A 22,250-nucleotide genomic window follows, 5' to 3' on the forward strand; every position below is an offset into this window, starting at 1 on the left:
CGAATCTAACCACGAACAACTGAACTAAAGCTTAATGCCATCATCCGAAAAATCAGATGATCGTGTCAGTTTTTCTTGAAACGATAGAAAAGCGCCGGCTCGCTGACCATGTACAGGTTGCCCTTGTCGTCCATGGCCACGCCTTCGGCACGCGGAATGGTGTCTTCAAGGCCGTTGAAACCACCCAGCAAGGTCATGAAGCTCACTTGCTGGCCCTGCTCATCCAGCTCCAGCAACATGTTGGAGTCTGCCGACAGCACCAGCAGGTGCCCGGTACGCGGGTCCACGCCAAGGGCCGAAAGGTTGCGCAGGTCAAGTTCATCACTGGGCAGCGGCTGTTTGTCGCCCTTGAGCGGGCTCCGGCCATCGGTACTCCAGGTGTATAGCTTGGGCGGGCGCTCTTCGCCGATCACCAGGCGTTGGCGCAAAGGGTCCCAGGCCACAGCTTCGAAGCCCTTGTTGCTCTTCACCGACTTGCCCAGGTCGTAGCTTGGGAAATCGCCGTGGTTGAGCGCTGTGGTGTGCGCATCCACCTTGACCACGGTCAGGTCGTGCAGCCGCTCGTCGACGATCGCCAGGTGCCCACCCTCCATCACCGCCACCCCTTCCGGGTTGTTCCAGCCGTGCAGCGGGATCTGGCGCAGCACATTGCCGTCCAGGCTCAGCTCGACCAGGAACGGGTTCTTGCCCATGACGGCGAACAGGGTGCGGGTTTGCGGGTTGAAGGCGATGTCCGAGGCTTCGTCATCGTCCATGCCCGGCAGAGGTTTGGCGTCGATATCGACCTGGTAGGCCGGCAACCACACGCTCTCGCTCTGCTCGGCCGTGCTTTCAAAGCTTTCCTGGACCCACAGCGCCCCGCGGTCATCCCAGTGCATGGCCACGGCGACGCCATAGCCGATGACCGCAGCAACTGCCAGGCCAAAGGGCCAGCGCAGGTAGAAGCGTCGCTTGGGCTTTGCAGAAACGGGGGCGCCGGAAGGCAATGCCATGCAGAGTTATCCTGGGTGAATGGGCGAAGGTTTGCGCATTATCCAGATGCCGTGTGAAAAAACGGTAAAAACCCGCCAGATTACATCGGTGTGTGTAGGAGCGGCCTTGCCGGGGCGCCGGACCGGTCGGAAAGGGGTGCGAAGCAGCCCCGGGATATTGGCGGCGACGCTGAAATCGAGGGGCCGCTTTGCGGCCCGTTCGCGACGCAAGGCCGCTCCTACACAAGGCGGTGCCAGGTTAGAGCACCCGGCTTTCGAAGCGGCTGACACCCGGCAGTTCCAGCACCAGCTCATCACCGACATTGAACGGGCCTACGCCAGCGGGTGTACCGGTCAGAATCACGTCACCGGCCTGCAGCGAGAAATGCGCAGCGATGTGCTGGATGATCGGCACGATCGGGTTGAGCATCATCGCGCTGGTGCCGTCCTGCACCACTTCGCCATTGAGGGTCAGGCGCACCGGGATGTCGGTCACGTCCTCGAAACTGGACGCCGAAACGAACGGCGGCAGCACGCAGGCGCCGTCGAAGCTCTTGCTCAGCTCCCACGGCAGGCCCTTTTCCTTGAGCTTGGCCTGCACGTCGCGCAGGGTCAGGTCGAGCGCCGGGGCGAAACCGGAGATGGCGTCGAGCACCTCCTCTTCGGTCGGCCGGGTGGACAGCGGCTTGCCAATCAGCACGGCGATCTCGGCCTCGTAGTGCACGACACCACGGTCGGTCGGGATCTTGAAACCACCTTCCAGCGGCACCACGCAGCTACCCGGCTTGATGAACAGCAACGGCTCGCTGGGGATGGGGTTGTCCAGTTCCTTGGCATGCTCGGCATAGTTGCGGCCGATGCACACCACCTTGCCCATCGGGAAGTGAATGCGCGTGCCGTCTACGTACTGGTGCTGGTAACTCATGGCCGACTCCTCTGGATACTGCTTTTTATACGGGTGCGAAGATCTTACCCGGATTCATGATGCCGTTAGGGTCGAAGACGGCCTTTATTGCCTTCATGCAGGCGATTTCTTCGGGCGAGCGGCTGTAGCCCAGGTAGTCGCGCTTGGTCATGCCCACACCATGCTCGGCGGAGATCGAGCCGTTGTAGCGCTGGACGATTTCGAACACCCACTTGTTGACCTTGGCGCACGAGGCAAAGAAGTCATCCTTGCTCATGGCGTCGGGCTTGAGGATGTTCAGGTGCAGGTTGCCGTCGCCGATATGGCCGTACCAGACCACTTCGTAGTCCGGATAATGCTCTGCGACGATGGCGTCGATATCACGCAGGAACGCGGGCACTTTCGACACAGTGACGGAAATGTCGTTCTTGTACGGTGTCCAGTGCGAGATGGTTTCGGACAAGTACTCGCGCAGCTTCCACAGGTTTTTAAGCTGGGTTTCGCTCTGGCTCATCACCCCGTCCAGCACCCAGCCTTGCTCGACGCAGTGCTCGAAGGTAGCCAAGGCTTCGTTGGCGACCTCCTCGGTACTGGCCTCGAACTCCAGCAGCGCATAGAACGGGCAATCGGTCTCGAACGGCGCCGGCACGTCGCCACGGCCCATGATCTTGGCCAGGCCCTTGTCGGAGAAGAACTCGAAGGCGGTCAGGTCGAGCTTGCCCTGGAAGGCATGCAGCACCGGCATGATCGAGTCGAAGTCCGGCGTGCCCAGCACCATGGCGGTTAGGTTGCGCGGGGCGCGGTCCAGGCGCATGGTCGCCTCGACCACGAAGCCCAGCGTGCCCTCGGCGCCAATGAACAGCTGGCGCAGGTCGTAGCCGGTGGCGTTCTTGATCAGGTCCTTGTTCAGTTCCAGCAGCTCGCCCTTGCCGGTGACCACTTTCAGCCCGGCCACCCAGTTGCGGGTCATGCCGTAACGAATGACCTTGATCCCGCCGGCATTGGTACCGATGTTGCCGCCAATCTGGCTGGAGCCGCTGGAGGCGAAGTCCACCGGGTAATACAGGCCCTGTTCTTCGGCATAGGCCTGCAGCTGCCGAGTGATCACCCCTGGCTGGCAGACCACGGTGCGGTCGAAGGCATTGAAATCGAGAATCTGGTTCATGTAGTCGAAGGCGACCACGACTTCACCATTGGCGGCCACTGCGCCACCGGAAAGCCCGGTGCGCCCACCAGATGGCACCAAGGCCACCTTGTGCGCATTGGCCCAGCGCACAATCGCCTGCACTTGCTCGACAGTCTTGGGCAACACAATGGCAGTCGGCGCGGGCGGGTAATGCTTGGTCCAGTCCTTGCCATAGGCTTCGAGGGAAGCCGCGTCGGTCAGGACCTTGCCAGGGTCGACAAGGGTCATCAGTTCATCAATAACAGCGGGATGGTTCATCGCTGGAACTCTCGACTTATTCATAGTCACCCTGAGCACTCTTCACCTGTCGGGATAAGCTCAGATTGTGTCGCGTATGCTAGCATAGCCCTCCCGCTGTTCATGCTAAGGCCGATGCCGCGCCTAGCATCACCCCTCGCCATTTTTTCTCCGGGATACAGGTTTACGCAGATGAGCAAGACTTCTCTCGACAAGAGCAAGATCAGGTTCCTTCTTCTTGAAGGTGTGCACCAGAACGCGGTCGATACCCTCAAGGCTGCCGGCTACACCAACATCGAATACCTCACTGGTTCGTTGCCGGAAGCCGAGCTGAAGGAAAAGATCGCCGATGCCCACTTCATCGGCATCCGTTCGCGCACGCAACTGACCGAAGAGATCTTCGACTGCGCGAAGAAGCTGGTCGCGGTTGGCTGCTTCTGCATCGGTACCAACCAGGTCGACCTGGAAGCGGCCCGCGAGCGCGGTATCGCCGTGTTCAACGCACCGTACTCCAACACCCGTTCGGTGGCCGAGCTGGTGCTGGCCGAAGCCATCCTGTTGCTGCGCGGCATCCCTGAGAAGAACGCTTCCTGCCACCGTGGCGGCTGGATCAAGAGCGCGGCCAATTCCTTCGAGATCCGCGGCAAAAAGCTGGGCATCGTCGGCTACGGCTCGATCGGCACCCAACTGTCGGTCCTGGCCGAGAACCTGGGCATGCAGGTCTACTTCTTCGACCCGCTGACCAAGCTGCCGCTGGGCAACGCTGTACAGGTCGCCAGCCTGCACGAGCTGCTGGGCCTGGCCGATATCGTGTCGCTGCACGTGCCTGAGCTGCCATCCACCCAGTGGATGATCGGCGAGAAGGAAATCCGCGCGATGAAGAAGGGTTCGATCCTGATCAACGCCGCCCGCGGCACCGTGGTCGAGCTGGATCACCTGGCCGCCGCGATCAAGGACAAGCACCTGATCGGCGCCGCCATCGACGTATTCCCGGTCGAGCCGCGCTCCAACGACGAAGAGTTCGAAAGCCCGCTGCGCGGCCTGGACAACGTGATCCTGACCCCGCACATCGGTGGTTCCACCGCAGAGGCCCAGGCCAACATCGGCCTGGAAGTTGCCGAGAAGCTGGTCAAGTACAGCGACAACGGTACTTCGGTGTCTTCGGTCAACTTCCCGGAAGTTGCCCTGCCGGCGCACCCAGGCAAACACCGCCTGCTGCACATCCACGAAAACATCCCAGGCGTGCTCAGCGAGATCAACAAGGTCTTCGCCGAGAACGGCATCAACATCTCCGGTCAGTTCCTGCAGACCAACGAGAAAGTGGGTTACGTGGTAATCGACGTCGACGCCGAATACTCGGACCTGGCGCAGGAGAAGCTGCAGCACGTCAAGGGCACCATCCGCTCCCGCGTACTGTTCTAAGTTTCACTGCATCATGAAAAAGGGAGGCCCTGGTGGCCTCCCTTTTTCGTTTGGATCCTGGGCCTGCTGCGCAGGCCTTTTTCACTCTTTCACAGTGACAGTGACCTTCTTCGATTCAACGCTCGGCTTGAACGGCACGTGATACTGGTCACCCAGCACCAGCTGCAAGGTGTGCTTGCCCGGCGTCAGGGTAATGGTCGCCTCGGTCTGTGCCTTGCCGAAGTGCAGCACTTGCGGGCCGGCCGGCAGCGGCGCGTTGTTCTCCGGCATCAGGCTGGTTGGCAGCGGCATGTCGGCCACCGGCTGCTGGTCGACATCCACCAGCAAATGGTGATGCCCGGTATGCGGGGTCTGGTCACCCGCAGGTTTTAGCCCCATGCCCTCGATGCCGAACTTGACGGTGAAGGTCTTGTCGACCGTAGCGCCATCGGCGGGGGAAACGATGAAGACCTTGGCATCCTTGGGCGGCTCCTGGCTCTTCAGGGCATCCGCAGCACTGGCGAACACCGAGGCCCCCATCAGCAGACCGGCTACGGCAGCACGCGAAAATAGGCTGTTCATTCACTTCTCCTGTGATTCACTTATTGACCGCCACCAGTAAACGATCGGCGGCGGTAGTTCACCATAGCCCACAAAGAGAAATATTTCAGTTAGGGTTAAACCTCGCCAAGGCTTCAAGGTCATAGGCTGCGCTCGACCACGACGAGGAAGAAAGTCGTGGCGAAAGTTATTCATTTGCCAAAGGATAAAGGGGCATTACATGCGTTCGACCATAGGTGTACTGCTGGCAGTACTGATCACGCCATTGGCTCAAGCCGAGCTGATCGACGAAATCGCCGACCGGGGCGAACTGCGCATTGCCGTGCAGGCCGACAACTCGCCGTATGCGTTCAAGGAAAACGACCACCTGACGGGCTTTGAAATCGACTTCGGCCAAGCGTTGGCCAACCAACTGGACCTGCGTGCCGAGTTCATCGAAACACCTGCGGCCGAAGTGCTGCCAGGTGTCGAAAGTGGCAAGTACGACATCACCCTGACCCCGTCGGACAACGCGCCCAAAGCCGATACACCGTTCGACCTGAGCCAGCCTTTTGGCGAGAAAAAGCTGGTCATCCCGTTCCAGAAGGACAACCCGGCATTCGAGAGCGCGGTGAACAACGCCTTGCAGCGCCTCAAGGACAGCGGGCGCACGGCGGAGCTTGAGCAGAAGTGGTTCAAGGGTGTACAGGAGACGGCTGCAGGCCAGTGACCGCGCCTACACGTTCGCCAGTGCCTGCTGCGCTTCATCCAGCTCCAGCTCACTGAACACCAGCACCCCCTCGCGCCGCAGCAAGGCCGTGGTCACCCCTTCCCCCGGCACCTTCACCCCACTGAAGGTGCCATCGTAGGTCAGGCGATTACCACACGAGGGGCTGCCGGACTTGAGCACCGCGACCCGAATCCCGTGCCGGCGCACCAGCGCCAATGCCAGTTGAGCACCCGCCAGGAAGGCGTCGCTGACGTCCTCACCGGTTACCGTCAACACCTGTGCCTGGCCGTCGAGCACCTCGCCGCCCTGTCCGCCGGGGATCTCCGCAGGCGGGCGCGGGGTCGGCAGGCCGCCGGCCACTTCCGGGCACAACGGCACCACCCGCCCTTCGCCCTGCCAGCACTGCAACAGGCCCGGGTGGCCACTGGCGCGGCCGTCATAGCGCACCGGCTGCCCCAGCAGGCAAGCGCTGACCAGTACCTTCGGCAGCTCAGAACGGGTCATTGCCACGCCTGCGGAACCAGCCGGTCAATGACAGGCGCTCACGCCCGGCCGGCAACACCTCATGGGGCACATCGCCCGCCAGAAACACCACCAGGCAGCCGGCCACAGGCTGCACATCGTGCTCGACACCATTGGCCAGGAACATGCGTAACTGGCCGCCATCCTGCGGCTGCCAACCCTCGTTCAGGTAGAACACCGCCGAGACCATGCGCCGGTCATCGTCACGGAAGCGATCCAGGTGACGGCGGTAGAACGCCCCTGGTGGGTACAGGGCGAAATGGCATTCGAAGTCTTCCAGGCCGAGAAACAGCCCCTGGTTGATGGCCAGGCGCAGCTGGTCCATGGCTGCCAGGTACTGGTCGCAGGCTGCGGCCTGGCCGGGGTCGATCCACTGGATCTGGTCGCCGCGGATCGCCTCGCGTACCTCCTGTGAAGCCCCGCGCCCGACCCCAGCCGGGTTGAGTTCGCCTTCGGCATCACGGCGTCGGCACTCGGCCGCCAGCGCGCGCACCAGGTCGGCAGGCAGAAAGAGCGCCTGCTGGGACCAGCCATGGGTGGCCAGATCGTCGACGACGGCCGCAAGCATCGGGTGTTCAGGGGAGGTGTGCATGGCGCGCATCATATCCATTAGCCCTGCACTCGCACAGCGCCACTTGGCTGAGAAGCGCGCAGGTATCTCGACAAACCGACGCTGGGACAAGGACAATGGCAGCCTGCCGACAGGAGTCCTGAATGCGCCGTCTGTTTTCCCTGATTCTGCTGATGATCTGCGCCATGCCTGTCTGGGCAGACAACCTGGATCAACTGTACAAGGCCGCCGGCTGGCCCGACCAGCGCGCCCACTTCAACGATGCCCTGAGCGCCGCCCAGGAACGCTATCGCAACAGCCTGCCGCCTGCGGTCTACCAAGCGCTGGTCAACAACAGCAATCAGCGCTTCCAGGCCCAGGCCGTGGACCGTCGTGCCCAGGCGCAACTGCGCGCCACCCTGAACAACCCCGCACCCGCGCTGGCCTTCTTCCAATCGCCGCTGGGCCGCAAGGTGGTGGCCGCCGAACTGCAGGCCACGCGCAAGGACCAATTGGCCAAGCATGCCAAGGGCCTGCCGAAGATCCAGGCCAGCGACGACCGCTTGCTGCTCATCGGCCACCTGGCCCAGGCGTTGCCAGCCCGCGAAGCGGGTGCCGAAGTCAGCCTGGCGATTGCCGGCGTCGCCGCCGACAGCCTCAGCTCGATGATCCCCGGCCTGTTCGGCGGCGGTCAGGCCCAGGGCCTGCTCGACGGCCAGCGCCAGCGGCTGATGAACCAGATCGGCGAAGACCTCAACAATACCCTGCTGTATGTCTACCGCGACTTGTCCGACGCCGAGCTTGAAGCGTTTGCCACCTTCGCCGAATCGGCCGAAGGCAAGGCGTATTACCAGGCGGCACTGGCGGCGGTGCGCGCGGGGCTGGCGGTGGGCCAGAGCGCTGCCGACCTCAAGTGATCAGCCCAGGCGCTGGTCGATGAAGGCGAAGTAACGCTGGCGAATGCCGGGCAGTTCATTGGCCAGGTGGTGCCGCGCGTCGGGCAGCATCAGGATCTGCGGCTCGGTGAACTTGGCCTTGAGCACTTCGAGGTTGTAGGGCCAGTCTACCGTGCCATCCGCCTCACCCTGCACGATCAAGGGCCGCCGCGTGCTGCGTGGCGCCGCTTCTATGCGCTTGACCCAGGCGATCAGTGCACCGACCCATGCGGTCGGGAGGCGGCGCGGTTGCAGCGGGTCGGCCTCCAGGAACGTCAGGAATGCCGGGTCATTGGTGTTCTCACTGAACCGCCGTTCGATACCGTTGACGAAATGGCGCAGCACACAGTAGCTGAACTTCGACCACCGCCAGGCACTGGGCCGCACCAGCGGTGCAAGCAGAATCACCTGTCCGTCGGCCGGGCTTTGCTCGCCCCGGTGCAACAGGTGGTCGACCACGATGGCGCCACCCGTACTCTGCCCGCACAGGTGCCAAGGGCGCGGCAGGTCCAGCCTGCGTGCTTGCTCGAACAGCGTATCGAGCACCTGCTGATACAGCGAGAAGTCACTGATGCTGGCCCGCTCACCACTGGACAGGCCATGCCCGGGCAAGTCGCAGCTGATCACCGCGTAGCCCTGGCCCAGCGCCCACTCGATCACATGCCGGTAGAGGCCCATGTGGTCGTAATAGCCATGCAGCAGGAATACGGTGGCCACCGGCTGCGGCGGTAGCCAGACTTGCCCAACCACATCGAACCCGGCCGCCTGGAAGCCACCCAGCCAGCGCTGTACAGGCAGATCCAGGCCGTAGAAATGCTGGTAATCCCGACCCTGCGCCGACAACGGCTGGCGATCGGTCAAGGGCGCCAGGCTGGCGCGCAGCAGGTCGGGGAGTAAGGCAGCGGGCATTGGGTACATCCAGAGCGAAGCGAGTATTGATCTGTGATATTCAGCTCTGAGCCTCAACGTGGCAAGCTTGATCACTTACCAATACCTGGCATCGGTCCTTGTAGGAGCGGCCTTGCGTCGCGAACGGGGTGCGGAGCAGCCCCAGGATTTCAGCTTCGCCGCCAACATTGCTGGGGCTGCTCCGCACCCCGTTCGCGACGCAAGGCCGCTCCTACAAAGGCCCGCGGACACCCTCATGAATTCTCGCGCCATCAAACTGCTTGCCCTGTTGCTCTGCATCCTCACCCTGTGGCTGGCCTACGACGCCTTCCAGGCCCGCTACCTGCGCCCGTTCGACAACCAGACCACCCTGTTCGACGGCAGCCAACTGCAACTGCCCCCCCAACTGGCCGGCCCCGGGCCGATCCGCGTCGTGCACTTCTGGGACCCGGCCTGCCCGTGCAATGTCGGTAACCAGCAACACCTGGGCGACCTGGTCAGCCAGTTCACAGGCCAGGGCGTCACTTTCCATGTGTTGCAAAAGCCCGGCAGCCACGGCCAGCTACCGGCGAACCTCACTGCCCTCAAGCCCCTCGCCAGCCTTCCTGGCAGCGAACACCTGCCCGCCTCCCCGGCCGTGGCCATCTGGGACCGGCAAGGCCACCTGGCCTACTTCGGCCCCTACAGCGAGGGCGCGGTGTGCAACGCCAGCAACAGCTTCATCGAGCCGATTATCAAGGCGTTGCTCGACGGCCGCCCAGTCACCGCCTCCAACACCCTGGCGGTGGGTTGCTACTGCCCTTGGGGCGCCTGACGCACCCGCGCCGGGTTACCCACCACCACCGCACCCGCGGGCACATCGCGCGTCACCACGCTGCCCGCGCCGACCACCGCGTTGTCGCCAATGGTCACCCCCGGCAGGATGATCGCCCCGCCGCCAATCCACACATTGTTGCCGAGGGTCACCGGCCGACCGCTTTCAAGGCCGGTGCGGCGCAGCTCAGGGTCCAATGGGTGGTCGGCGGTGTAGATCTGCACCGCCGGGCCAATCTGGCAATCGTCGCCGATGTGCACCGGCAGCACATCGAGGATCACGCAGTTGAAGTTCATGAACGTATTGCTGCCAACGTTGATGTTGTAGCCATAGTCGCAATAGAACGGCGGGCGGATCACCGTGCCTTCGCCGGCTTGGCCAAAGTGCTCGGCCAGCAGGCTGTGACGTGCGTCGTTGAGCAGTTCGAAGCTGTTGTTGTAGCGATGCATCCAGTGCTTGTTGGCAATCTGCTCGGCCTGCAGCTCGGGGCAGCCAGCGTGGTAGAGCTGGCCGCTGAGCATTTTCTGTTTTTCGCTGAGGGACATGGAAACTCCTTTCGAGGGCTATGCTCTGTTCGCGAATCCGTCGATGATCGGACCACAGTTTCCGTTCGAATGCACAAGGAGTCTCGATGAAGCGCAGCCTGACCCTGTTGGCCGTGGTGATCGCCGTGGCCGCTGGCGCCGGTTACTGGTACGTGCACGGCAAGCTGCCACAACGCGAGGGCGAGGTGCTGATCGCCGGCCTGCAGGCGCCGGTCAGTGTGCGCTATGACGCGCGCGGCGTGCCGCACCTGCAGGCGCAGAACGAACAGGACCTGTATCGCGCCTTGGGCTACGTGCATGCCCAGGACCGGTTGTTCCAGATGGAGATCATGCGCCGCCTGGCCCGAGGCGAGCTGGCCGAGGTGCTCGGCGACAAACTGCTGCCCACCGATACCCTGTTCCGCAGCCTGCGCATCCGCGATCAGGCGGCACTGATGGTGCAGCGGCTGGACCGTCAATCGCCCGCCTGGCAGGCCTTGCAAGCCTACCTTGAAGGCATCGACAGCTGGCAGGCCAGCCACCCCAAGCCAATCGAATTCGACCTGCTGGGCATTACCCCACGTCCGTTCACTGCCGAAGACACCCTCAGCATCGCCGGCTACCTGGCCTACAGTTTCGCCGCCGCGTTCCGTACCGAGCCGGCACTGACCTACATCCGCGACCAGCTTGGTCCGCAGTACCTGAAGATCTTCGACCTCGACTGGCAGCCCGAGGGTGCCTTGGCTAGCCCCTTGGCCGCCGCCGACTGGCGCAGCCTGGAGGCACTTGCCCGGCTCAGCCATGACGCCCTGAACGACGCCGGTATCCCGCAGTTCGAAGGCAGCAACGCCTGGGCCGTTTCCGGCAGCCGTACCCGCAGCGGCAAGCCCCTGCTGGCCGGTGACCCGCACATCAGTTTCGCAGTGCCGGCGGTGTGGTACGAGGCCGAACTTTCGGCGCCTGGGTTCAACCTCTACGGCTACTTCCAGGCCCTGAACCCCTTCGCACTACTCGGGCACAACCGCGACTTCGGCTGGAGCCTGACCATGTTCCAGAACGATGACGTCGACCTGATCGCCGAACGGACCAACCCCGCCAACAGCGACCAGGTGATGATCGACGGCATATGGCAAACACTGGAAAAGACTGAACAGACCATCGCCGTCAAAGGCGAGGCTCCGGTCACCATCAGCCTGCGCCGCTCGCCCCACGGCCCGATCGTCAACGAGGTGCTGGGCGCAAGCGCCGGGACCACGCCGGTGGCCATGTGGTGGGCCTTTCTTGAAACCGAAAACCCGATTCTCGACGGGTTCTACCAGCTCAACCGTGCCGACACCCTGGGCAAGATGCGCGAGGCCGCCGCTAAGGTTCAGGCGCCTGGGCTGAACTTCGTCTGGGCCAATGCCCGTGGCGATATCGGCTGGTGGGCAGCGGCACAACTGCCGATCCGCCCGCAAGGCGTCAACCCGACGTTCATCCTCGATGGCGCCAGCCCGCAGGCGGACAAGCTCGGTTTCTACCCCTTCAGTGCCAACCCTCAGCAAGAGAACCCGGCACGCGGCTACATCGTTTCGGCCAACTATCAGCCGCCCTCGGCCGTGCCCGTCCCGGGCTACTACAACTTGCCGGACCGCGGCCGCCAGCTCGACCGCCACCTGGCCAACCCTGACGTGAAGTGGGACACCCAGAACAGCCAGGCCTTGCAACTGGACACCACCAGCGATTATGGCCCGCGCACCCTTGCCCCGTTGCTGGCGACGCTGCGCGCGGTGGCCGAGGGCGACGAGGAAAAAGAGCTGGTCGAGCAACTGGCCGCCTGGGGCGGTGACTACCCCCTGGACTCGACCAGCGCGACGCTGTTCAACCAGTTTCTCTATGAACTGGCATTCGCTGCCCTGCATGACGAACTGGGCGACACCTGGTTCCCGGTGCTGATCAGCACCCGTGCCATCGATGCCGCCCTGCCCCGCCTGGCAGCGGATGCCGCGTCGCCCTGGTGGAGCACCCGAGGTGCCAACGAACGTACCGACCGTGCGGCAATCGTGCGCATCGCCTGGCAGAAGAGCCTGAAGCACCTGCGCGATACCCTGGGCAGCGACCCGGCCAGTTGGCAATGGGGCAAGGCCCATACCTTGACCCATAACCATCCGCTCGGCGTGAAAAAGCCGCTGAACCTGCTGTTCAACGTCGGCCCGTTTGCCGCGCCAGGCACGCATGAGGTGCCCAACAATCTGTCGGCGAAGATCGGGCCGGCGCCATGGCCGGTGACTTATGGGCCTTCGACGCGAAGGCTGATCGACTTTGCCGATACGGGGCAGGCATTGACGAGCAACCCGGTTGGGCAAAGTGGCGTGCCGTTTGACCAGCATTATGCGGACCAGGCCAAGGGCTATATCGAGGGGCAGTATCAGAAGGCACAGATGGGAGTGATACCGGCGCAGAGCACCTTGAGATTGCTGCCGGCTGAGTAAGGGCTGCTGCGCAGCCCATTCGCGGGGCAAGCCCGCTCCCACAGGATTGGCACTGGAACACAGGTGTGTGCAGTACCTGGACCGTGTGGGAGGGCTACAACCGGATCAGAACGCCGGCAGTACCGCACCGCTGTATTTCTTGGCGATGAATTCCTTCACTTCCGGGCTGGTCAGAGCCTTGGCCAGCTTCTGGATGGCGTCGCTGTCCTTGTTGTCCGGGCGAGCCACCAGGAAGTTCACGTACGGCGAATCGGCACCTTCGATCACCAGCGCATCCTTGGCCGGGTTCAGGCCGGCTTCCAGGGCGTAGTTAGTGTTGATCATGTCCAAGTCAACCTGATCCAGCACACGCGGCAGCATGGCCGATTCCAGCTCGCGGAATTTCAGATTCTTCGGGTTCGTGGCGATGTCTTTCGGGGTGGCCAAGGCATTTTTCGGGTCTTTCAGTGTGATCAGGCCAGCCTTCTGCAGCAGCAGCAGGGCACGGCCGCTGTTGCTGCCCTCGTTAGGGATGGCAACGGTGGCGCCTTCCTTCAGCTCGCTCAGGCTTTTGACCTTCTTCGAGTAGCCACCGAACGGTTCGACGTGCACGCCGACCACGGTTTCCAGGTGGGTGCCTTTGCCCTCGTTGAAGTTCTGCAGGTACGGCAGGGTCTGGAAGTAGTTGGCGTCCAGACGCTTCTGGTCAACCTGCACGTTGGGCTGCACGTAGTCGGTGAAGACTTTGATCTGCAGGTCCACGCCTTCCTTGGCCAGGGTCGGCTTGATCAGCTCGAGAATCTCGGCATGCGGCACCGGGGTGGCAGCCACCACCAGTTTTTCGGCGGCATTGGCCAGGCCAGCGAGCGCCAGGGCGGCGGCCAGGGCAGTGGTCAGCAGGGTCTTCTTCATGGTGGTCCTTGTTCTGAATCTGGGCCATCGGCGATGGCGAAGTCGTGTGCCCTGCCCCGTGTGGGGTGGGCGTGAAGCGGACAATACCGAGATTTCTTATACCGCAACAATATCTTTTAATTAGCTGCTTATTCCAAAAACAAACTGCCATCACCGCCTTTGCTTATGAGCGCTGTCTAACACGCAGGGTTGGGCAGGTCGAGGTCCTCCGGCTGGATCTCTTCGCTGTCATTCACCAGCAGGGCGCAGTGGATGACGTTCTCCAGCTCGCGGGTGTTGCCGGGCCAGGCATGGGCTTCCAGCACCTGCTGGGCCGCGTCGCTGATCAGCGGCACAGAGCGTTGCAGGCGGGCGGTGTAGATACCCACAAAGTACTCGGCCAACGGCAGAATATCGCCACGGCGCTCGCGTAAGGGGGGCAGTTCCAGCGCGCCCTCGCGCAGGTACTGGTACAGGCGCTCATTAAACCTGCCAGCCTTCACCACCCGCGCCAGGTCGATGCTGGTCGCCGCCACCAGGCGCACATCCACAGGCTGAGGCTGCTGCGCGCCGACGCGGGTCACTTCGCGGTTTTCCAGCGCGGCCAGCAGCTTGCCTTGGATCTCCAGCGGCAAGTCGGCTATCTCGTCCAGGTACAGGGTGCCGCCGTTGGCCGAACCGAACCACCCGGCGCGGCTGCTGGCAGTGCCGCTGTGGGCACCAGCGCTGTAGCCGAACAATTCGGCGTCGGCGTAGGTCGGGCTGATGGCCGCGCAGTTGACCGACACGAACAGCCCGCTGCGGTCACTGGCGCGATGAATCTGCCGCGCCAGCAACTCCTTGCCGGTACCGGTCTCGCCACGAATCAGCACAGGCAAGGGCAGTGGCGCCAGGCGTTCGAGGTCTTGGCGAAGCTGTTGCGAACGGGGGTCGATGAACACCAGGGCCTTGGCACGAATGCTCAGCGGGCTCTTGTCCAGCTCGGGGAAGGTCAGCAGCGGCTGGCCAAACGGGTTTTGAAAGGTCATGACGAACTCCCGCCCCAGGCCTTCGATGGCCGGGCGTCAGGCTAACGGTAATCAGTAGGGGCGATCAGGCGCGGCGCAGTGCACGCTGCTCGACCCGGCTCTGCAGGCGATACAGGTAGGCGAAGCCTTGTTCCCAGCGCTCGTGGCCGGACTTGACGTTGATGTGCCCGGCATTGGTCAGCAACCCCGCTTCAGCACCCCAGGCCTGGGCCAGGTGCAGTGCACGCGGCACGCTCACTGCCGGGTCGTTGTCGGAGCTGACCACCTGGCTTGGGAACGGCAGCGCCTGCATCGGGATCGGCGCGAAGTTGCGCAGAGCCGGCGCACAGGTCGGCCGCTCGACATCCGCAGGCGCCACCAGCAGCGCGCCACGCACTTGGCGCAGCAACGCCGGGCTGGCCTCGGCAGCCCAGTGGGCGACGGTGATGCAGCCCAGGCTGTGGGCGATGAGGATCACCGGCGAGCGTTCGGCGGTAATCGCCTGCTCCAGGGCCTGCACCCAATCGCGCCGTTGCGGGGTCAGCCAGTCGTGCTGCTCGACCCGGGCGCTGTTGGGCAGGGTGCGCTGCCAATGACTCTGCCAATGGTTGTCTGGCGATCCTTGCCAGCCCGGCACAATCAGGTAGCGAATAGACTCATTGCGCATGGGGACGCCTCCAGTAAGTTTGCGTGCTTGGAGACCAGTATAGGGAGGCAGTTATATTCGTAAAGGAATAAGAAGCTATTTATTAATAACCAAAAGTTGTTTTCTGGTACCGATCAACAACCAAAAAAAAGGGCCAACCCCTGCCAAGAGATGTGGCCCATAAGCGCTCATAGAGCGTACTTGCCTGAAGAGGGTTGCCGGGTATCAGCGCGCGGTGATCACCGCCAGCTTGCTGATGCCCGCACGTTCGATCGCCGCCATGGCACGCGCGACTTCGCCGTAGTTCACGCTGTCGTCGGCCTGCAATTGCACACGCACTTGCGCGTCCTTGGCCTTGGCCGCCTTGAGGTTGGTCTCCAGCAGGTCCGGCTGGATCTCGTCCTTGTTGATGAACAACTTGCCGGCCCCGTCAATGCTCACCACCAGCGGGTCCTTCTGCTCCACCGGGGCCACCGCCTCGGTCTTGGGCAGGTTGATGGGGATGGCGTTGGTCAGCAGTGGCGCGGTGACGATGAACACCACCAGCAGCACCAGCATGACGTCCACCAGCGGCGTGACGTTGATTTCACTAAGGACTTCGTCGCTGTCCTGGGTCGAAAAGGCCATGTCAGGACGCCTCCTTCACTGGCTGGGTAAACCCGGCCTGGGCCTTGTGCACCGCCGGGTGCACCAGTACCCGGAAGGCACTCTTCTGCGCCAGGCTGTAGAAGTCATGGGCGAAGTCGTCGAGGTCTGCGGCGGTCAGCTTGAGGCGACGCAGGAAGTAGTTGTAGACCAGCACCGCAGGCACCGCGACCGCAATACCCACACCCGTGGCCACCAGCGCCGCGCCGATAGGCCCAGCCACGGTTTCGAGGCTGGCAGAACCTGCCGCACTGATGCCCTTGAGCGCTTCCATGATGCCCCACACGGTGCCGAACAAGCCGATGAAGGGCGAGGTACTGCCGATACTGGCGACCACGGCCAGGCCGGTTTCCAGCGAACGGCGCTCGCGCACGATCTGCTGGCGCAGGGCGCGCTCGAGGCGGTCCTGGTGATTGATGGCGTGGCTGAGGTCGTTGGCCTGGGTGGTATCGCCCACGGCAATGGCGGCATAGCCGGACTGCGCGACGCGAGCGGCCGGGCCAGGCAGCTCGTGGCTGATTTCGGCGGCCGAGTCCAGGCTCGAGGCGGCCCAGAATTGCTGGTGGAAGCGTTTGTCCTGGTGCTTCAGCCGCACGAACTGCACGACCTTGACCAGGGCGAGGCCCCAGGTGACGACGGAGAAGCCGACCAGCAGCCAGATGACTGCGCTTTCAACGGATTCGAGGGGGGATGCCAACAGGCTCATGATGATGTCTTCCTATGTTCTGCTGATGCGTTGAAAAGAGTTATCGAAGCTTGAAGTCGATCGGCACGCTGACCCAGCCGGTCTGGGCCACGTCGCCTTGCTTGGCAGGGACGAAGCTCCAGCGCTTGACCGCCGCCAGCGCAGCGGCGTCCAGGGCATCGCGGCCGCTGCTCTTCTGCACCTGGATCTGCCCTGGCTTGCCGCTGGGCAGTACCTCGACACGCAGCAGCACGGTGCCTTCCCAACCGCGGCGCTGGGCCATCTGCGGGTACTCCGGCGCCGGGTTCTTCAAATACGCAGCGTTGGCCGAAGCCGGCGTCACCGGGGCCGGCGCGTGTGGCGCGGGGGCTGGCGGCGCGGGGGCTGCCACCGGTGCAGGCGGCGGTGCCTCGACCGGTTTCGGCTGCGGCTTGGGTGGTTGCTTGACCACAGGCTTGGGCACCGGTTTTGGCTTGGGCTTGGGCTTGGGCTTGGCTGCCAGCTCGTCGACTACCGGCGGCGGCGGTGGTGGCTCGACCACCGGCGGCGCGGGGGCGGGGGGTGGCGGCTCGACCACGGGCGGCGCCGGCGCGGCGAACTCGATGGTCATGGGCGGCACCTGCGGCGGCACCACTGGCAGCTCAGGCGTCGGTGCCTGGCTGACCCAGTAGGCGGCGGCGCCATGCAGCGCCAGCACCAGCAACGCCAACGCCAGCTTGTCGCGGCGCTTCAGGCCGCTCGTAGGCGTGCGTTGCAGGCGCTGCTGGCCAAGCGGAAGACGAAGCGTGCGTCCAAGCTCGACCAGGTCGCCGGATGCCGGGCGCCATGGCTGGTCGTAGGCCCTGACGGCCGTCTGGACATTACCCATTGATCAAACTCCTGGGGTCTCGATTCAGGTGTGTGGCTGAATCATCGGGGCCAGAGGCTTATCTCTTAAAGTAATGTTTAAAATTATGATTAGAACTTTTTTGAATATGTTTTTTGCAGGCCCCACTCAAGCCCTCGGTTTTCGCGGGGTGTGGCAAGGGAGCAAGCCAGCAATGCCTAACAGGCATCAAAAATATTCTCAGAAGGCATGAAAATCGTGGCCACACGCAGATATTCCAATGCATATGCCGGCACGCGCGAGATCCGTTTAGTTGCACGTGGCCCACTGCTTGTCAGTCGTCAACTGGCATTTCTACCAGATGCCGTGAGTAGTGGCCGCTGATATGTTGATTTAAATCTCCAGGAGGGACCCGGCCATGAACAAACTCATTTCAGCCCTGCTGCTCGCAGCCGTGGGCACGGCACCCATGCTCGCTTACGCAGAGAGTTCAGAAACCACCTCCCTAACCCAGCCGGACATCACACAGGCCGAGGCTAGGCCAGCGTTGGAGATTCTGAATACCTCAGATAAGACGCTATATTTGCTCAAAAAGGGCAAGCCAGTGGGCAACATCCAGGCAAAATCGACCTACCAAGCCGATAGCGCGTTTCTGAAGCAACCCGCCATTCTTTCATGGACCGAAAGCACTTCAGGCGATACCACAATGCCTCATGTATCGGTGAGAGGGTTTGGCAGCCTCTGCGAAGCGAGTGTGTGCTTGTATGTGAAGTGATATGCGTATCCGCTGATGTGACGGGCAGAGCCTGTGGTGGAATCGTCGAGATTCTGCAGGCAATAGAAACCCGGGACCATGCCCGTAATGCTGTTCACTTAGGGCTGCTGCGCAGCCCATCGCGGCACAAGGCCGCTCCTACAACGTCCGCGTAAGCCAATATTCAGGGGCTCACGCGGATACTGTAGGAGCGGCCTTGTGCCGCGAAAGGGCCGCAGAGCGGCCCCCGGCGAACTTAAGTGAACAGCATTAGGGAACATGCCCGGGCTTTTATTTTGAAGCGGCTCAGATATCCGCCACCTTCTGCCAGACCTTCGGCCTGAAGAACAGCGTCTCCCCCCGCGCCAGGCCAGTCAGGCTATCGTGGTCCTTGACCACCTCAGCTTCGATCAGCTCGCTCTGCCCTTCCACCTTCAACGTCACCCGGGTCGTCGCGCCCAGCGGGCGAATGTCGCGCACCTCGGCGGCGTGATGCCCCTCGGTCTCATGCCGCGACAGCGACACCTCGTGGGGGCGGAACAGCACATGGTTCCCTTCGCTCAAGGCCAGGCGGTTGGAGTCACCCAGGAAGTGATAAACAAAGTCGTTGGCCGGCTGCTCGTACACCTCACCCGGCGAACCGATCTGCTCGATCACGCCCTTGTTCATCACCACGATGCGGTCCGCTACTTCCATGGCCTCTTCCTGGTCATGGGTCACGAACACCGAGGTCAGGTTGATGTCCTCGTGCAGGCGCGCCAGCCAGCGGCGCAGCTCTTTACGCACCTTGGCATCCAGGGCACCGAACGGCTCATCGAGCAACAGCACCTTGGGCTCCACCGCCAAGGCGCGAGCCAGGGCGATACGCTGGCGCTGGCCACCGGAAAGCTGCTCGGGGTAACGGTCGGAGAGCCAGTCGAGCTGCACCATGTTCAGCAGCTCATGCACTTTCTCGGCAATTTTGCTCTCGCTCGGGCGCTCGCCCTTGGGCTTCATGCGCAGGCCGAAAGCGACGTTGTCGAACACGCTCATATGGCGGAACAGCGCGTAATGCTGGAATACGAACCCGACGTTGCGATCACGCACGTCGTGGCCAGACACATCCTCGCCGTGAAACACGATGCTGCCGTCATCCGGCGTTTCCAGCCCGGCGATGATGCGCAGCAGGGTGGTCTTGCCGCAGCCGGACGGGCCGAGCAAGGCCACCAGCTCACCGCTGTGGATATCCAGGTTGATGTTGTCCAGGGCCTGGAAGCTGTTGAAGCGCTTGCTGACGTTACGAACTTCGATCGACATGAATTATTCCTCCGCAGCGCTGTGGCGCAGGCGGTTAATACGGTTCTCGCTCCACTGCTTGAGCAGCAGGATGAAGAGCGCCAGGATCAGCAACAGGCTGGCCACGCTGAAGGCCGCGACGTGGTTGTACTCGTTGTAGAGGATCTCCACGTGCAGCGGCAAGGTGTTGGTGACGCCGCGGATATGGCCCGACACCACCGACACCGCGCCGAACTCACCCATGGCTCGCGCGGTACACAGCACCACGCCGTAGATCAGGCCCCACTTGATGTTCGGCAGGGTCACGTGCCAGAACATCTGCCAGCCATTGGCACCGAGCAGGCGCGCGGCCTCTTCTTCCTGGGTGCCCTGCTCCTGCATCAGCGGGATCAGTTCACGGGCCACGAACGGCACGGTGACGAAGATGGTGGCCAGCACGATGCCCGGTAAGGCAAAGACGATCTGGATATCGTGGTCCTGCAGCCATGGCCCGAAGAAGCCTTGGGCGCCGAACATCAGCACGTAGACCAGGCCGGCGATCACCGGCGACACCGAGAACGGCAGGTCGATCAGGGTGACCAGCACGCTCTTGCCGCGGAAGGTGTACTTGCTTACGCACCACGCGGCGCTGACGCCGAACACCAGGTTCAGCGGTACCGAAATGGCCACCGCCAGCAAGGTCAGCCTGAGCGCAGACAGCGCATCAGGCTCGAAAATCGCTTCGAAGAAGGTGCCAAACCCGTTCTTCAAAGCCTGCGACACCACGATCACCAGCGGCAGCAGCAGGAACAGCGCGAACACCAGCCAGCCAAGGCCGATCAGAATACGCCGCGAGGTGGCGCTGCCACGCCGGGCAGCATTGGCGGCGGCAGTAGCGCTCAGGGATGAACTAGACATAGCCGGCCTCCTTCAAGGGGTTTCGATACGGCGCTGCAGCAGGTTGATCAGCAGCAGCAGAATGAAGGAAACCACCAGCATCAACACGCCGATGGCGGTCGCGCCGGTGTAGTCGTACTGGTCGAGCTTGACCATGATCAGCAGCGGCAGGATCTCGGTCTTCATCGGCATGTTGCCGGCAATGAAGATCACCGAACCATACTCACCCACCCCGCGGGCGAAGGCCAGGGCAAAACCGGTCAGCCAGGCGGGCAGCAGTGCTGGCGCCAGTATATGGCGGAACACCTGTAGCGGTTTCGCGCCCAGGCAGGCGGCGGCCTCTTCCACTTCACGCGGGATGTCGGCCAGTACCGGCTGCACCGTGCGCACCACGAATGGCAGCGTGACGAAGGTGAGCGCCAGGGTGATGCCCAGCGGCGTGTAGGCAATCTTGAAGCCCAGGTCAGTGGCGAACTGGCCAACCCAGCCCGCCGGGGCGTACAGGGCAGTCAGGGCGATACCGGCAACGGCAGTCGGCAGGGCGAATGGCAGGTCGATCATCGCGTCGATGATCTTGCGCCCAGGGAAGGTGTAGCGCACCAGCACCCAGGCCAGCAGGGTGCCGATCACGCCATTGATGATGGCGGCGAACAGGGCGGTGCCGAAACTCAGCTTGAGCGCGGCGATCACCCGCGGCGCGCTGATGATGGTCCAGAACTGCTCCCAGGTCAGCTGCGCGGCATGCACGAACATCGCGGCCAGCGGTATCAGCACAATCAGGCTGAGGTACACCAAGGTGTAGCCCAGCGTCAGCCCGAAGCCGGGTATGACGGGGGAAATACGACGTGACATAAATATCCCTGGTTGAACGCACGAAGCCCGGCGGTTAAGCCGGGCCCGTGCAGGCTACTGAAGGGTGTTGCTCCCGCAGGCGCAGAATTACTGGGCCTGATAGATCTGGTCGAACACACCGCCGTCGTTGAAGAACTTCGGTTGCGCAGTTTTCCAGCCACCGAAGTCCTTGTCGATGGTTACCAGGTCCAGTTTCGGGAATTGCTTGCCGAATTCGGCAGCGACCTTCTCGTCACGTGGGCGGTAGAAGTTCTCGGCGGCAATCTTCTGGCCAGCCGGGCTGTACAGGTGCTTGAGGTATTCGGTGGCAATTGCGGTATTGCCCTTCTTCTCGGCGTTCTTGTCGACCACGGCCACCGGTGGCTCGGCCAGGATCGACAGCGAAGGCACGACGATTTCGAACTTGTCGGCGCCACCGTCTTCCTTCAGCGCCAGGAAAGCTTCGTTTTCCCAGGCCAGCAGGACGTCGCCCTGGCCGTTGTTGACGAAGGTGATGGTCGAGCCACGGGCGCCGGTATCCAGCACTGGCACGTGCTTGAACAGCTCTTGCACATAGGCCTTGGCCTTGTCTTCGCTACCACCGGTCTTCAGGCCGTAGGCCCAGGCGGCAAGGAAGTTCCAGCGTGCGCCGCCGGAGGTTTTCGGGTTCGGGGTGATGACCGAAACGTCTTTTTTGATCAGATCGCCCCAGTCCTTGATGCCTTTCGGGTTGCCCTTGCGCACCAAGAACACGATGGTCGAGGTGTACGGGGTGCTGGCGTCCGGCAGGCGGGTCTGCCAGTTGTCCGGCAGGGTCTTGCCGAGCTTGGCGATTTCGTCGATGTCGCCGGCCAGGGCCAAGGTCACCACGTCGGCGCGCAGGCCATCGATCACGGCACGGCCCTGTTTGCCCGAGCCACCGTGGGATTGCTGGATCTTCACCTTGTCGTCCGGGTGGGACTGCTGCCAGTGCTTGATGAATTCGGCGTTGTACTGTTGGTACAACTCACGGGTCGGGTCATAGGACACGTTCAGCAGTTCGTAGTCCTTGGCGATTGCGGAACCGGCAAAAACAGCACTGGCCAGGGCGGCGAGCGCATAACGGCGGATGGACATGGTGAAGCTCCCGATTGGCATTTTTCTAATTTTTTGAAGGGGTGGC

General features: G+C 62.8%; 24 protein-coding genes. 6 read left to right on the forward strand and 18 right to left on the reverse strand.

The genetic code is table 11. The features are described 5' to 3' along the window. Window positions 1–65 precede the first annotated feature (65 nt). The 3 genes from PC358_RS20195 to PC358_RS20205 all read right to left on the reverse strand — a co-directional run bounded on the left by PC358_RS20195 (window position 66) and on the right by PC358_RS20205 (window position 3,319). Complete coding sequence (locus PC358_RS20195) at window positions 66–992, reverse strand: SdiA-regulated domain-containing protein (RefSeq protein WP_033702079.1); 927 nt, start codon at window positions 990–992, stop codon at window positions 66–68. A 238-nt stretch (window positions 993–1,230) separates the two neighbouring features. Then, a complete protein-coding gene (locus PC358_RS20200; protein ID WP_033702080.1) occupies window positions 1,231–1,896 on the reverse strand; it encodes a fumarylacetoacetate hydrolase family protein in 666 nt (221 codons plus the stop codon). Window positions 1,897–1,921: 25 nt separating this feature from the next. Beyond that, window positions 1,922–3,319: an FAD-binding oxidoreductase gene (locus PC358_RS20205; protein WP_033702081.1), complete on the reverse strand. Its 1,398-nt coding sequence runs from the start codon at window positions 3,317–3,319 to the stop codon at window positions 1,922–1,924. Between the two features lie 171 nt (window positions 3,320–3,490). On the opposite strand from PC358_RS20205, the gene serA reads away from it, so the two are divergent. Then, window positions 3,491–4,720: a phosphoglycerate dehydrogenase gene (gene serA, locus PC358_RS20210; RefSeq protein ID WP_027592284.1), complete on the forward strand. Its 1,230-nt coding sequence runs from the start codon at window positions 3,491–3,493 to the stop codon at window positions 4,718–4,720. An 81-nt stretch (window positions 4,721–4,801) separates the two neighbouring features. On the opposite strand, the gene PC358_RS20215 is transcribed toward serA, so the two are convergent. Further along, window positions 4,802–5,281, reverse strand: a complete 480-nt coding sequence (locus tag PC358_RS20215; RefSeq protein ID WP_033702082.1) for a DUF4399 domain-containing protein — start codon at window positions 5,279–5,281, stop codon at window positions 4,802–4,804. Window positions 5,282–5,480: 199 nt separating this feature from the next. On the opposite strand from PC358_RS20215, the gene PC358_RS20220 reads away from it, so the two are divergent. Beyond that, window positions 5,481–5,969 (forward strand): transporter substrate-binding domain-containing protein, encoded by a 489-nt coding sequence (locus PC358_RS20220; RefSeq protein ID WP_033702083.1) that lies wholly within the window; start codon window positions 5,481–5,483, stop codon window positions 5,967–5,969. A 6-nt stretch (window positions 5,970–5,975) separates the two neighbouring features. Here PC358_RS20220 and PC358_RS20225 read toward each other — a convergent pair whose 3' ends face one another. Further along, entirely contained in the window at window positions 5,976–6,473 is a 498-nt protein-coding gene (locus tag PC358_RS20225; RefSeq protein ID WP_033702085.1) for a 2-thiouracil desulfurase family protein, read from the reverse strand. Further along, the gene (locus PC358_RS20230; protein ID WP_033702087.1) at window positions 6,460–7,092 is read right to left on the reverse strand and encodes a 2OG-Fe(II) oxygenase; all 633 of its coding nucleotides are present in this window, start codon (window positions 7,090–7,092) and stop codon (window positions 6,460–6,462) included. The genes PC358_RS20225 and PC358_RS20230 overlap by 14 nt, the downstream gene beginning before the upstream one ends. Window positions 7,093–7,205: 113 nt before the next feature. Here PC358_RS20230 and PC358_RS20235 point away from each other — a divergent pair, with 113 nt between their 5' ends. Further along, window positions 7,206–7,958 (forward strand): DUF2059 domain-containing protein, encoded by a 753-nt coding sequence (locus PC358_RS20235; RefSeq protein ID WP_033702088.1) that lies wholly within the window; start codon window positions 7,206–7,208, stop codon window positions 7,956–7,958. Here the strand turns inward: PC358_RS20235 and bipL are convergent, their stop codons facing one another. Further along, entirely contained in the window at window positions 7,959–8,885 is a 927-nt protein-coding gene (gene bipL, locus PC358_RS20240) for a phospholipase BipL (RefSeq protein ID WP_033702090.1), read from the reverse strand. Between the two features lie 235 nt (window positions 8,886–9,120). Between bipL and PC358_RS20245 the strand changes: the two genes are divergently transcribed. Then, window positions 9,121–9,678, forward strand: a complete 558-nt coding sequence (locus tag PC358_RS20245) for a DUF6436 domain-containing protein (RefSeq protein WP_033702092.1) — start codon at window positions 9,121–9,123, stop codon at window positions 9,676–9,678. On the opposite strand, the gene PC358_RS20250 is transcribed toward PC358_RS20245, so the two are convergent. Next, a complete protein-coding gene (locus PC358_RS20250; protein ID WP_033702094.1) occupies window positions 9,657–10,223 on the reverse strand; it encodes a sugar O-acetyltransferase in 567 nt (188 codons plus the stop codon). The genes PC358_RS20245 and PC358_RS20250 overlap by 22 nt on opposite strands. A gap of 86 nt (window positions 10,224–10,309) precedes the next feature. Here PC358_RS20250 and PC358_RS20255 point away from each other — a divergent pair, with 86 nt between their 5' ends. Beyond that, window positions 10,310–12,673 carry a penicillin acylase family protein gene (locus tag PC358_RS20255; RefSeq protein ID WP_033702096.1) on the forward strand — a complete coding sequence of 788 codons (2,364 nt, stop codon included), beginning with the start codon at window positions 10,310–10,312 and terminating at the stop codon, window positions 12,671–12,673. Between the two features lie 105 nt (window positions 12,674–12,778). Here PC358_RS20255 and PC358_RS20260 read toward each other — a convergent pair whose 3' ends face one another. The 6 genes from PC358_RS20260 to PC358_RS20285 form a co-directional block, all read right to left on the reverse strand. After that, a complete protein-coding gene (locus tag PC358_RS20260) occupies window positions 12,779–13,564 on the reverse strand; it encodes a MetQ/NlpA family ABC transporter substrate-binding protein (RefSeq protein WP_033702098.1) in 786 nt (261 codons plus the stop codon). A gap of 176 nt (window positions 13,565–13,740) precedes the next feature. After that, window positions 13,741–14,571 (reverse strand): sigma 54-interacting transcriptional regulator, encoded by an 831-nt coding sequence (locus tag PC358_RS20265; RefSeq protein WP_033702100.1) that lies wholly within the window; start codon window positions 14,569–14,571, stop codon window positions 13,741–13,743. Window positions 14,572–14,635: 64 nt separating this feature from the next. After that, window positions 14,636–15,217, reverse strand: coding sequence for an alpha/beta hydrolase (locus PC358_RS20270; RefSeq protein ID WP_033702102.1), 582 nt, complete (start codon window positions 15,215–15,217; stop codon window positions 14,636–14,638). A gap of 204 nt (window positions 15,218–15,421) precedes the next feature. Beyond that, window positions 15,422–15,823, reverse strand: coding sequence for an ExbD/TolR family protein (locus tag PC358_RS20275; RefSeq protein ID WP_033702104.1), 402 nt, complete (start codon window positions 15,821–15,823; stop codon window positions 15,422–15,424). 1 nt (window position 15,824) lies between these two features. Then, window positions 15,825–16,547: a MotA/TolQ/ExbB proton channel family protein gene (locus tag PC358_RS20280; RefSeq protein ID WP_033702106.1), complete on the reverse strand. Its 723-nt coding sequence runs from the start codon at window positions 16,545–16,547 to the stop codon at window positions 15,825–15,827. A 40-nt stretch (window positions 16,548–16,587) separates the two neighbouring features. Next, the gene (locus PC358_RS20285; RefSeq protein ID WP_033702108.1) at window positions 16,588–17,394 is read right to left on the reverse strand and encodes an energy transducer TonB; all 807 of its coding nucleotides are present in this window, start codon (window positions 17,392–17,394) and stop codon (window positions 16,588–16,590) included. 376 nt (window positions 17,395–17,770) lie between these two features. Between PC358_RS20285 and PC358_RS20290 the strand changes: the two genes are divergently transcribed. Next, window positions 17,771–18,127 carry a hypothetical protein gene (locus tag PC358_RS20290; RefSeq protein ID WP_033702110.1) on the forward strand — a complete coding sequence of 119 codons (357 nt, stop codon included), beginning with the start codon at window positions 17,771–17,773 and terminating at the stop codon, window positions 18,125–18,127. A gap of 285 nt (window positions 18,128–18,412) precedes the next feature. On the opposite strand, the gene PC358_RS20295 is transcribed toward PC358_RS20290, so the two are convergent. The 4 genes from PC358_RS20295 to PC358_RS20310 form a co-directional block, all read right to left on the reverse strand. Continuing rightward, the gene (locus PC358_RS20295) at window positions 18,413–19,402 is read right to left on the reverse strand and encodes a sulfate/molybdate ABC transporter ATP-binding protein (RefSeq protein WP_033702112.1); all 990 of its coding nucleotides are present in this window, start codon (window positions 19,400–19,402) and stop codon (window positions 18,413–18,415) included. 3 nt (window positions 19,403–19,405) lie between these two features. After that, window positions 19,406–20,278, reverse strand: coding sequence for a sulfate ABC transporter permease subunit CysW (cysW, locus tag PC358_RS20300; RefSeq protein ID WP_033702114.1), 873 nt, complete (start codon window positions 20,276–20,278; stop codon window positions 19,406–19,408). A 12-nt stretch (window positions 20,279–20,290) separates the two neighbouring features. Continuing rightward, a complete protein-coding gene (gene cysT, locus PC358_RS20305; RefSeq protein WP_033702116.1) occupies window positions 20,291–21,109 on the reverse strand; it encodes a sulfate ABC transporter permease subunit CysT in 819 nt (272 codons plus the stop codon). An 87-nt stretch (window positions 21,110–21,196) separates the two neighbouring features. Continuing rightward, the gene (locus PC358_RS20310) at window positions 21,197–22,204 is read right to left on the reverse strand and encodes a sulfate ABC transporter substrate-binding protein (RefSeq protein ID WP_033702118.1); all 1,008 of its coding nucleotides are present in this window, start codon (window positions 22,202–22,204) and stop codon (window positions 21,197–21,199) included. Window positions 22,205–22,250: the final 46 nt, after the last annotated feature.

This window comes from Pseudomonas capeferrum (assembly GCF_000731675.1).
GTDB classification, from domain to species: Bacteria; Pseudomonadota; Gammaproteobacteria; order Pseudomonadales; family Pseudomonadaceae; genus Aquipseudomonas; species Aquipseudomonas capeferrum.

Bases quoted from the DNA above. Each gene is read 5' to 3' on its own strand.
- PC358_RS20195 (WP_033702079.1), bottom strand. From the start codon at position 992: ATGGCATTGCCTTCCGGCGCCCCCGTTTCTGCAAAGCCCAAGCGACGC.
- PC358_RS20200 (WP_033702080.1), bottom strand. From the start codon at position 1,896: ATGAGTTACCAGCACCAGTACGTAGACGGCACGCGCATTCACTTCCCG.
- PC358_RS20205 (WP_033702081.1), bottom strand. From the start codon at position 3,319: ATGAACCATCCCGCTGTTATTGATGAACTGATGACCCTTGTCGACCCT.
- serA (WP_027592284.1), top strand. From the start codon at position 3,491: ATGAGCAAGACTTCTCTCGACAAGAGCAAGATCAGGTTCCTTCTTCTT.
- PC358_RS20215 (WP_033702082.1), bottom strand. From the start codon at position 5,281: ATGAACAGCCTATTTTCGCGTGCTGCCGTAGCCGGTCTGCTGATGGGG.
- PC358_RS20220 (WP_033702083.1), top strand. From the start codon at position 5,481: ATGCGTTCGACCATAGGTGTACTGCTGGCAGTACTGATCACGCCATTG.
- PC358_RS20225 (WP_033702085.1), bottom strand. From the start codon at position 6,473: ATGACCCGTTCTGAGCTGCCGAAGGTACTGGTCAGCGCTTGCCTGCTG.
- PC358_RS20230 (WP_033702087.1), bottom strand. From the start codon at position 7,092: ATGCGCGCCATGCACACCTCCCCTGAACACCCGATGCTTGCGGCCGTC.
- PC358_RS20235 (WP_033702088.1), top strand. From the start codon at position 7,206: ATGCGCCGTCTGTTTTCCCTGATTCTGCTGATGATCTGCGCCATGCCT.
- bipL (WP_033702090.1), bottom strand. From the start codon at position 8,885: ATGCCCGCTGCCTTACTCCCCGACCTGCTGCGCGCCAGCCTGGCGCCC.
- PC358_RS20245 (WP_033702092.1), top strand. From the start codon at position 9,121: ATGAATTCTCGCGCCATCAAACTGCTTGCCCTGTTGCTCTGCATCCTC.
- PC358_RS20250 (WP_033702094.1), bottom strand. From the start codon at position 10,223: ATGTCCCTCAGCGAAAAACAGAAAATGCTCAGCGGCCAGCTCTACCAC.
- PC358_RS20255 (WP_033702096.1), top strand. From the start codon at position 10,310: ATGAAGCGCAGCCTGACCCTGTTGGCCGTGGTGATCGCCGTGGCCGCT.
- PC358_RS20260 (WP_033702098.1), bottom strand. From the start codon at position 13,564: ATGAAGAAGACCCTGCTGACCACTGCCCTGGCCGCCGCCCTGGCGCTC.
- PC358_RS20265 (WP_033702100.1), bottom strand. From the start codon at position 14,571: ATGACCTTTCAAAACCCGTTTGGCCAGCCGCTGCTGACCTTCCCCGAG.
- PC358_RS20270 (WP_033702102.1), bottom strand. From the start codon at position 15,217: ATGCGCAATGAGTCTATTCGCTACCTGATTGTGCCGGGCTGGCAAGGA.
- PC358_RS20275 (WP_033702104.1), bottom strand. From the start codon at position 15,823: ATGGCCTTTTCGACCCAGGACAGCGACGAAGTCCTTAGTGAAATCAAC.
- PC358_RS20280 (WP_033702106.1), bottom strand. From the start codon at position 16,547: ATGAGCCTGTTGGCATCCCCCCTCGAATCCGTTGAAAGCGCAGTCATC.
- PC358_RS20285 (WP_033702108.1), bottom strand. From the start codon at position 17,394: ATGGGTAATGTCCAGACGGCCGTCAGGGCCTACGACCAGCCATGGCGC.
- PC358_RS20290 (WP_033702110.1), top strand. From the start codon at position 17,771: ATGAACAAACTCATTTCAGCCCTGCTGCTCGCAGCCGTGGGCACGGCA.
- PC358_RS20295 (WP_033702112.1), bottom strand. From the start codon at position 19,402: ATGTCGATCGAAGTTCGTAACGTCAGCAAGCGCTTCAACAGCTTCCAG.
- cysW (WP_033702114.1), bottom strand. From the start codon at position 20,278: ATGTCTAGTTCATCCCTGAGCGCTACTGCCGCCGCCAATGCTGCCCGG.
- cysT (WP_033702116.1), bottom strand. From the start codon at position 21,109: ATGTCACGTCGTATTTCCCCCGTCATACCCGGCTTCGGGCTGACGCTG.
- PC358_RS20310 (WP_033702118.1), bottom strand. From the start codon at position 22,204: ATGTCCATCCGCCGTTATGCGCTCGCCGCCCTGGCCAGTGCTGTTTTT.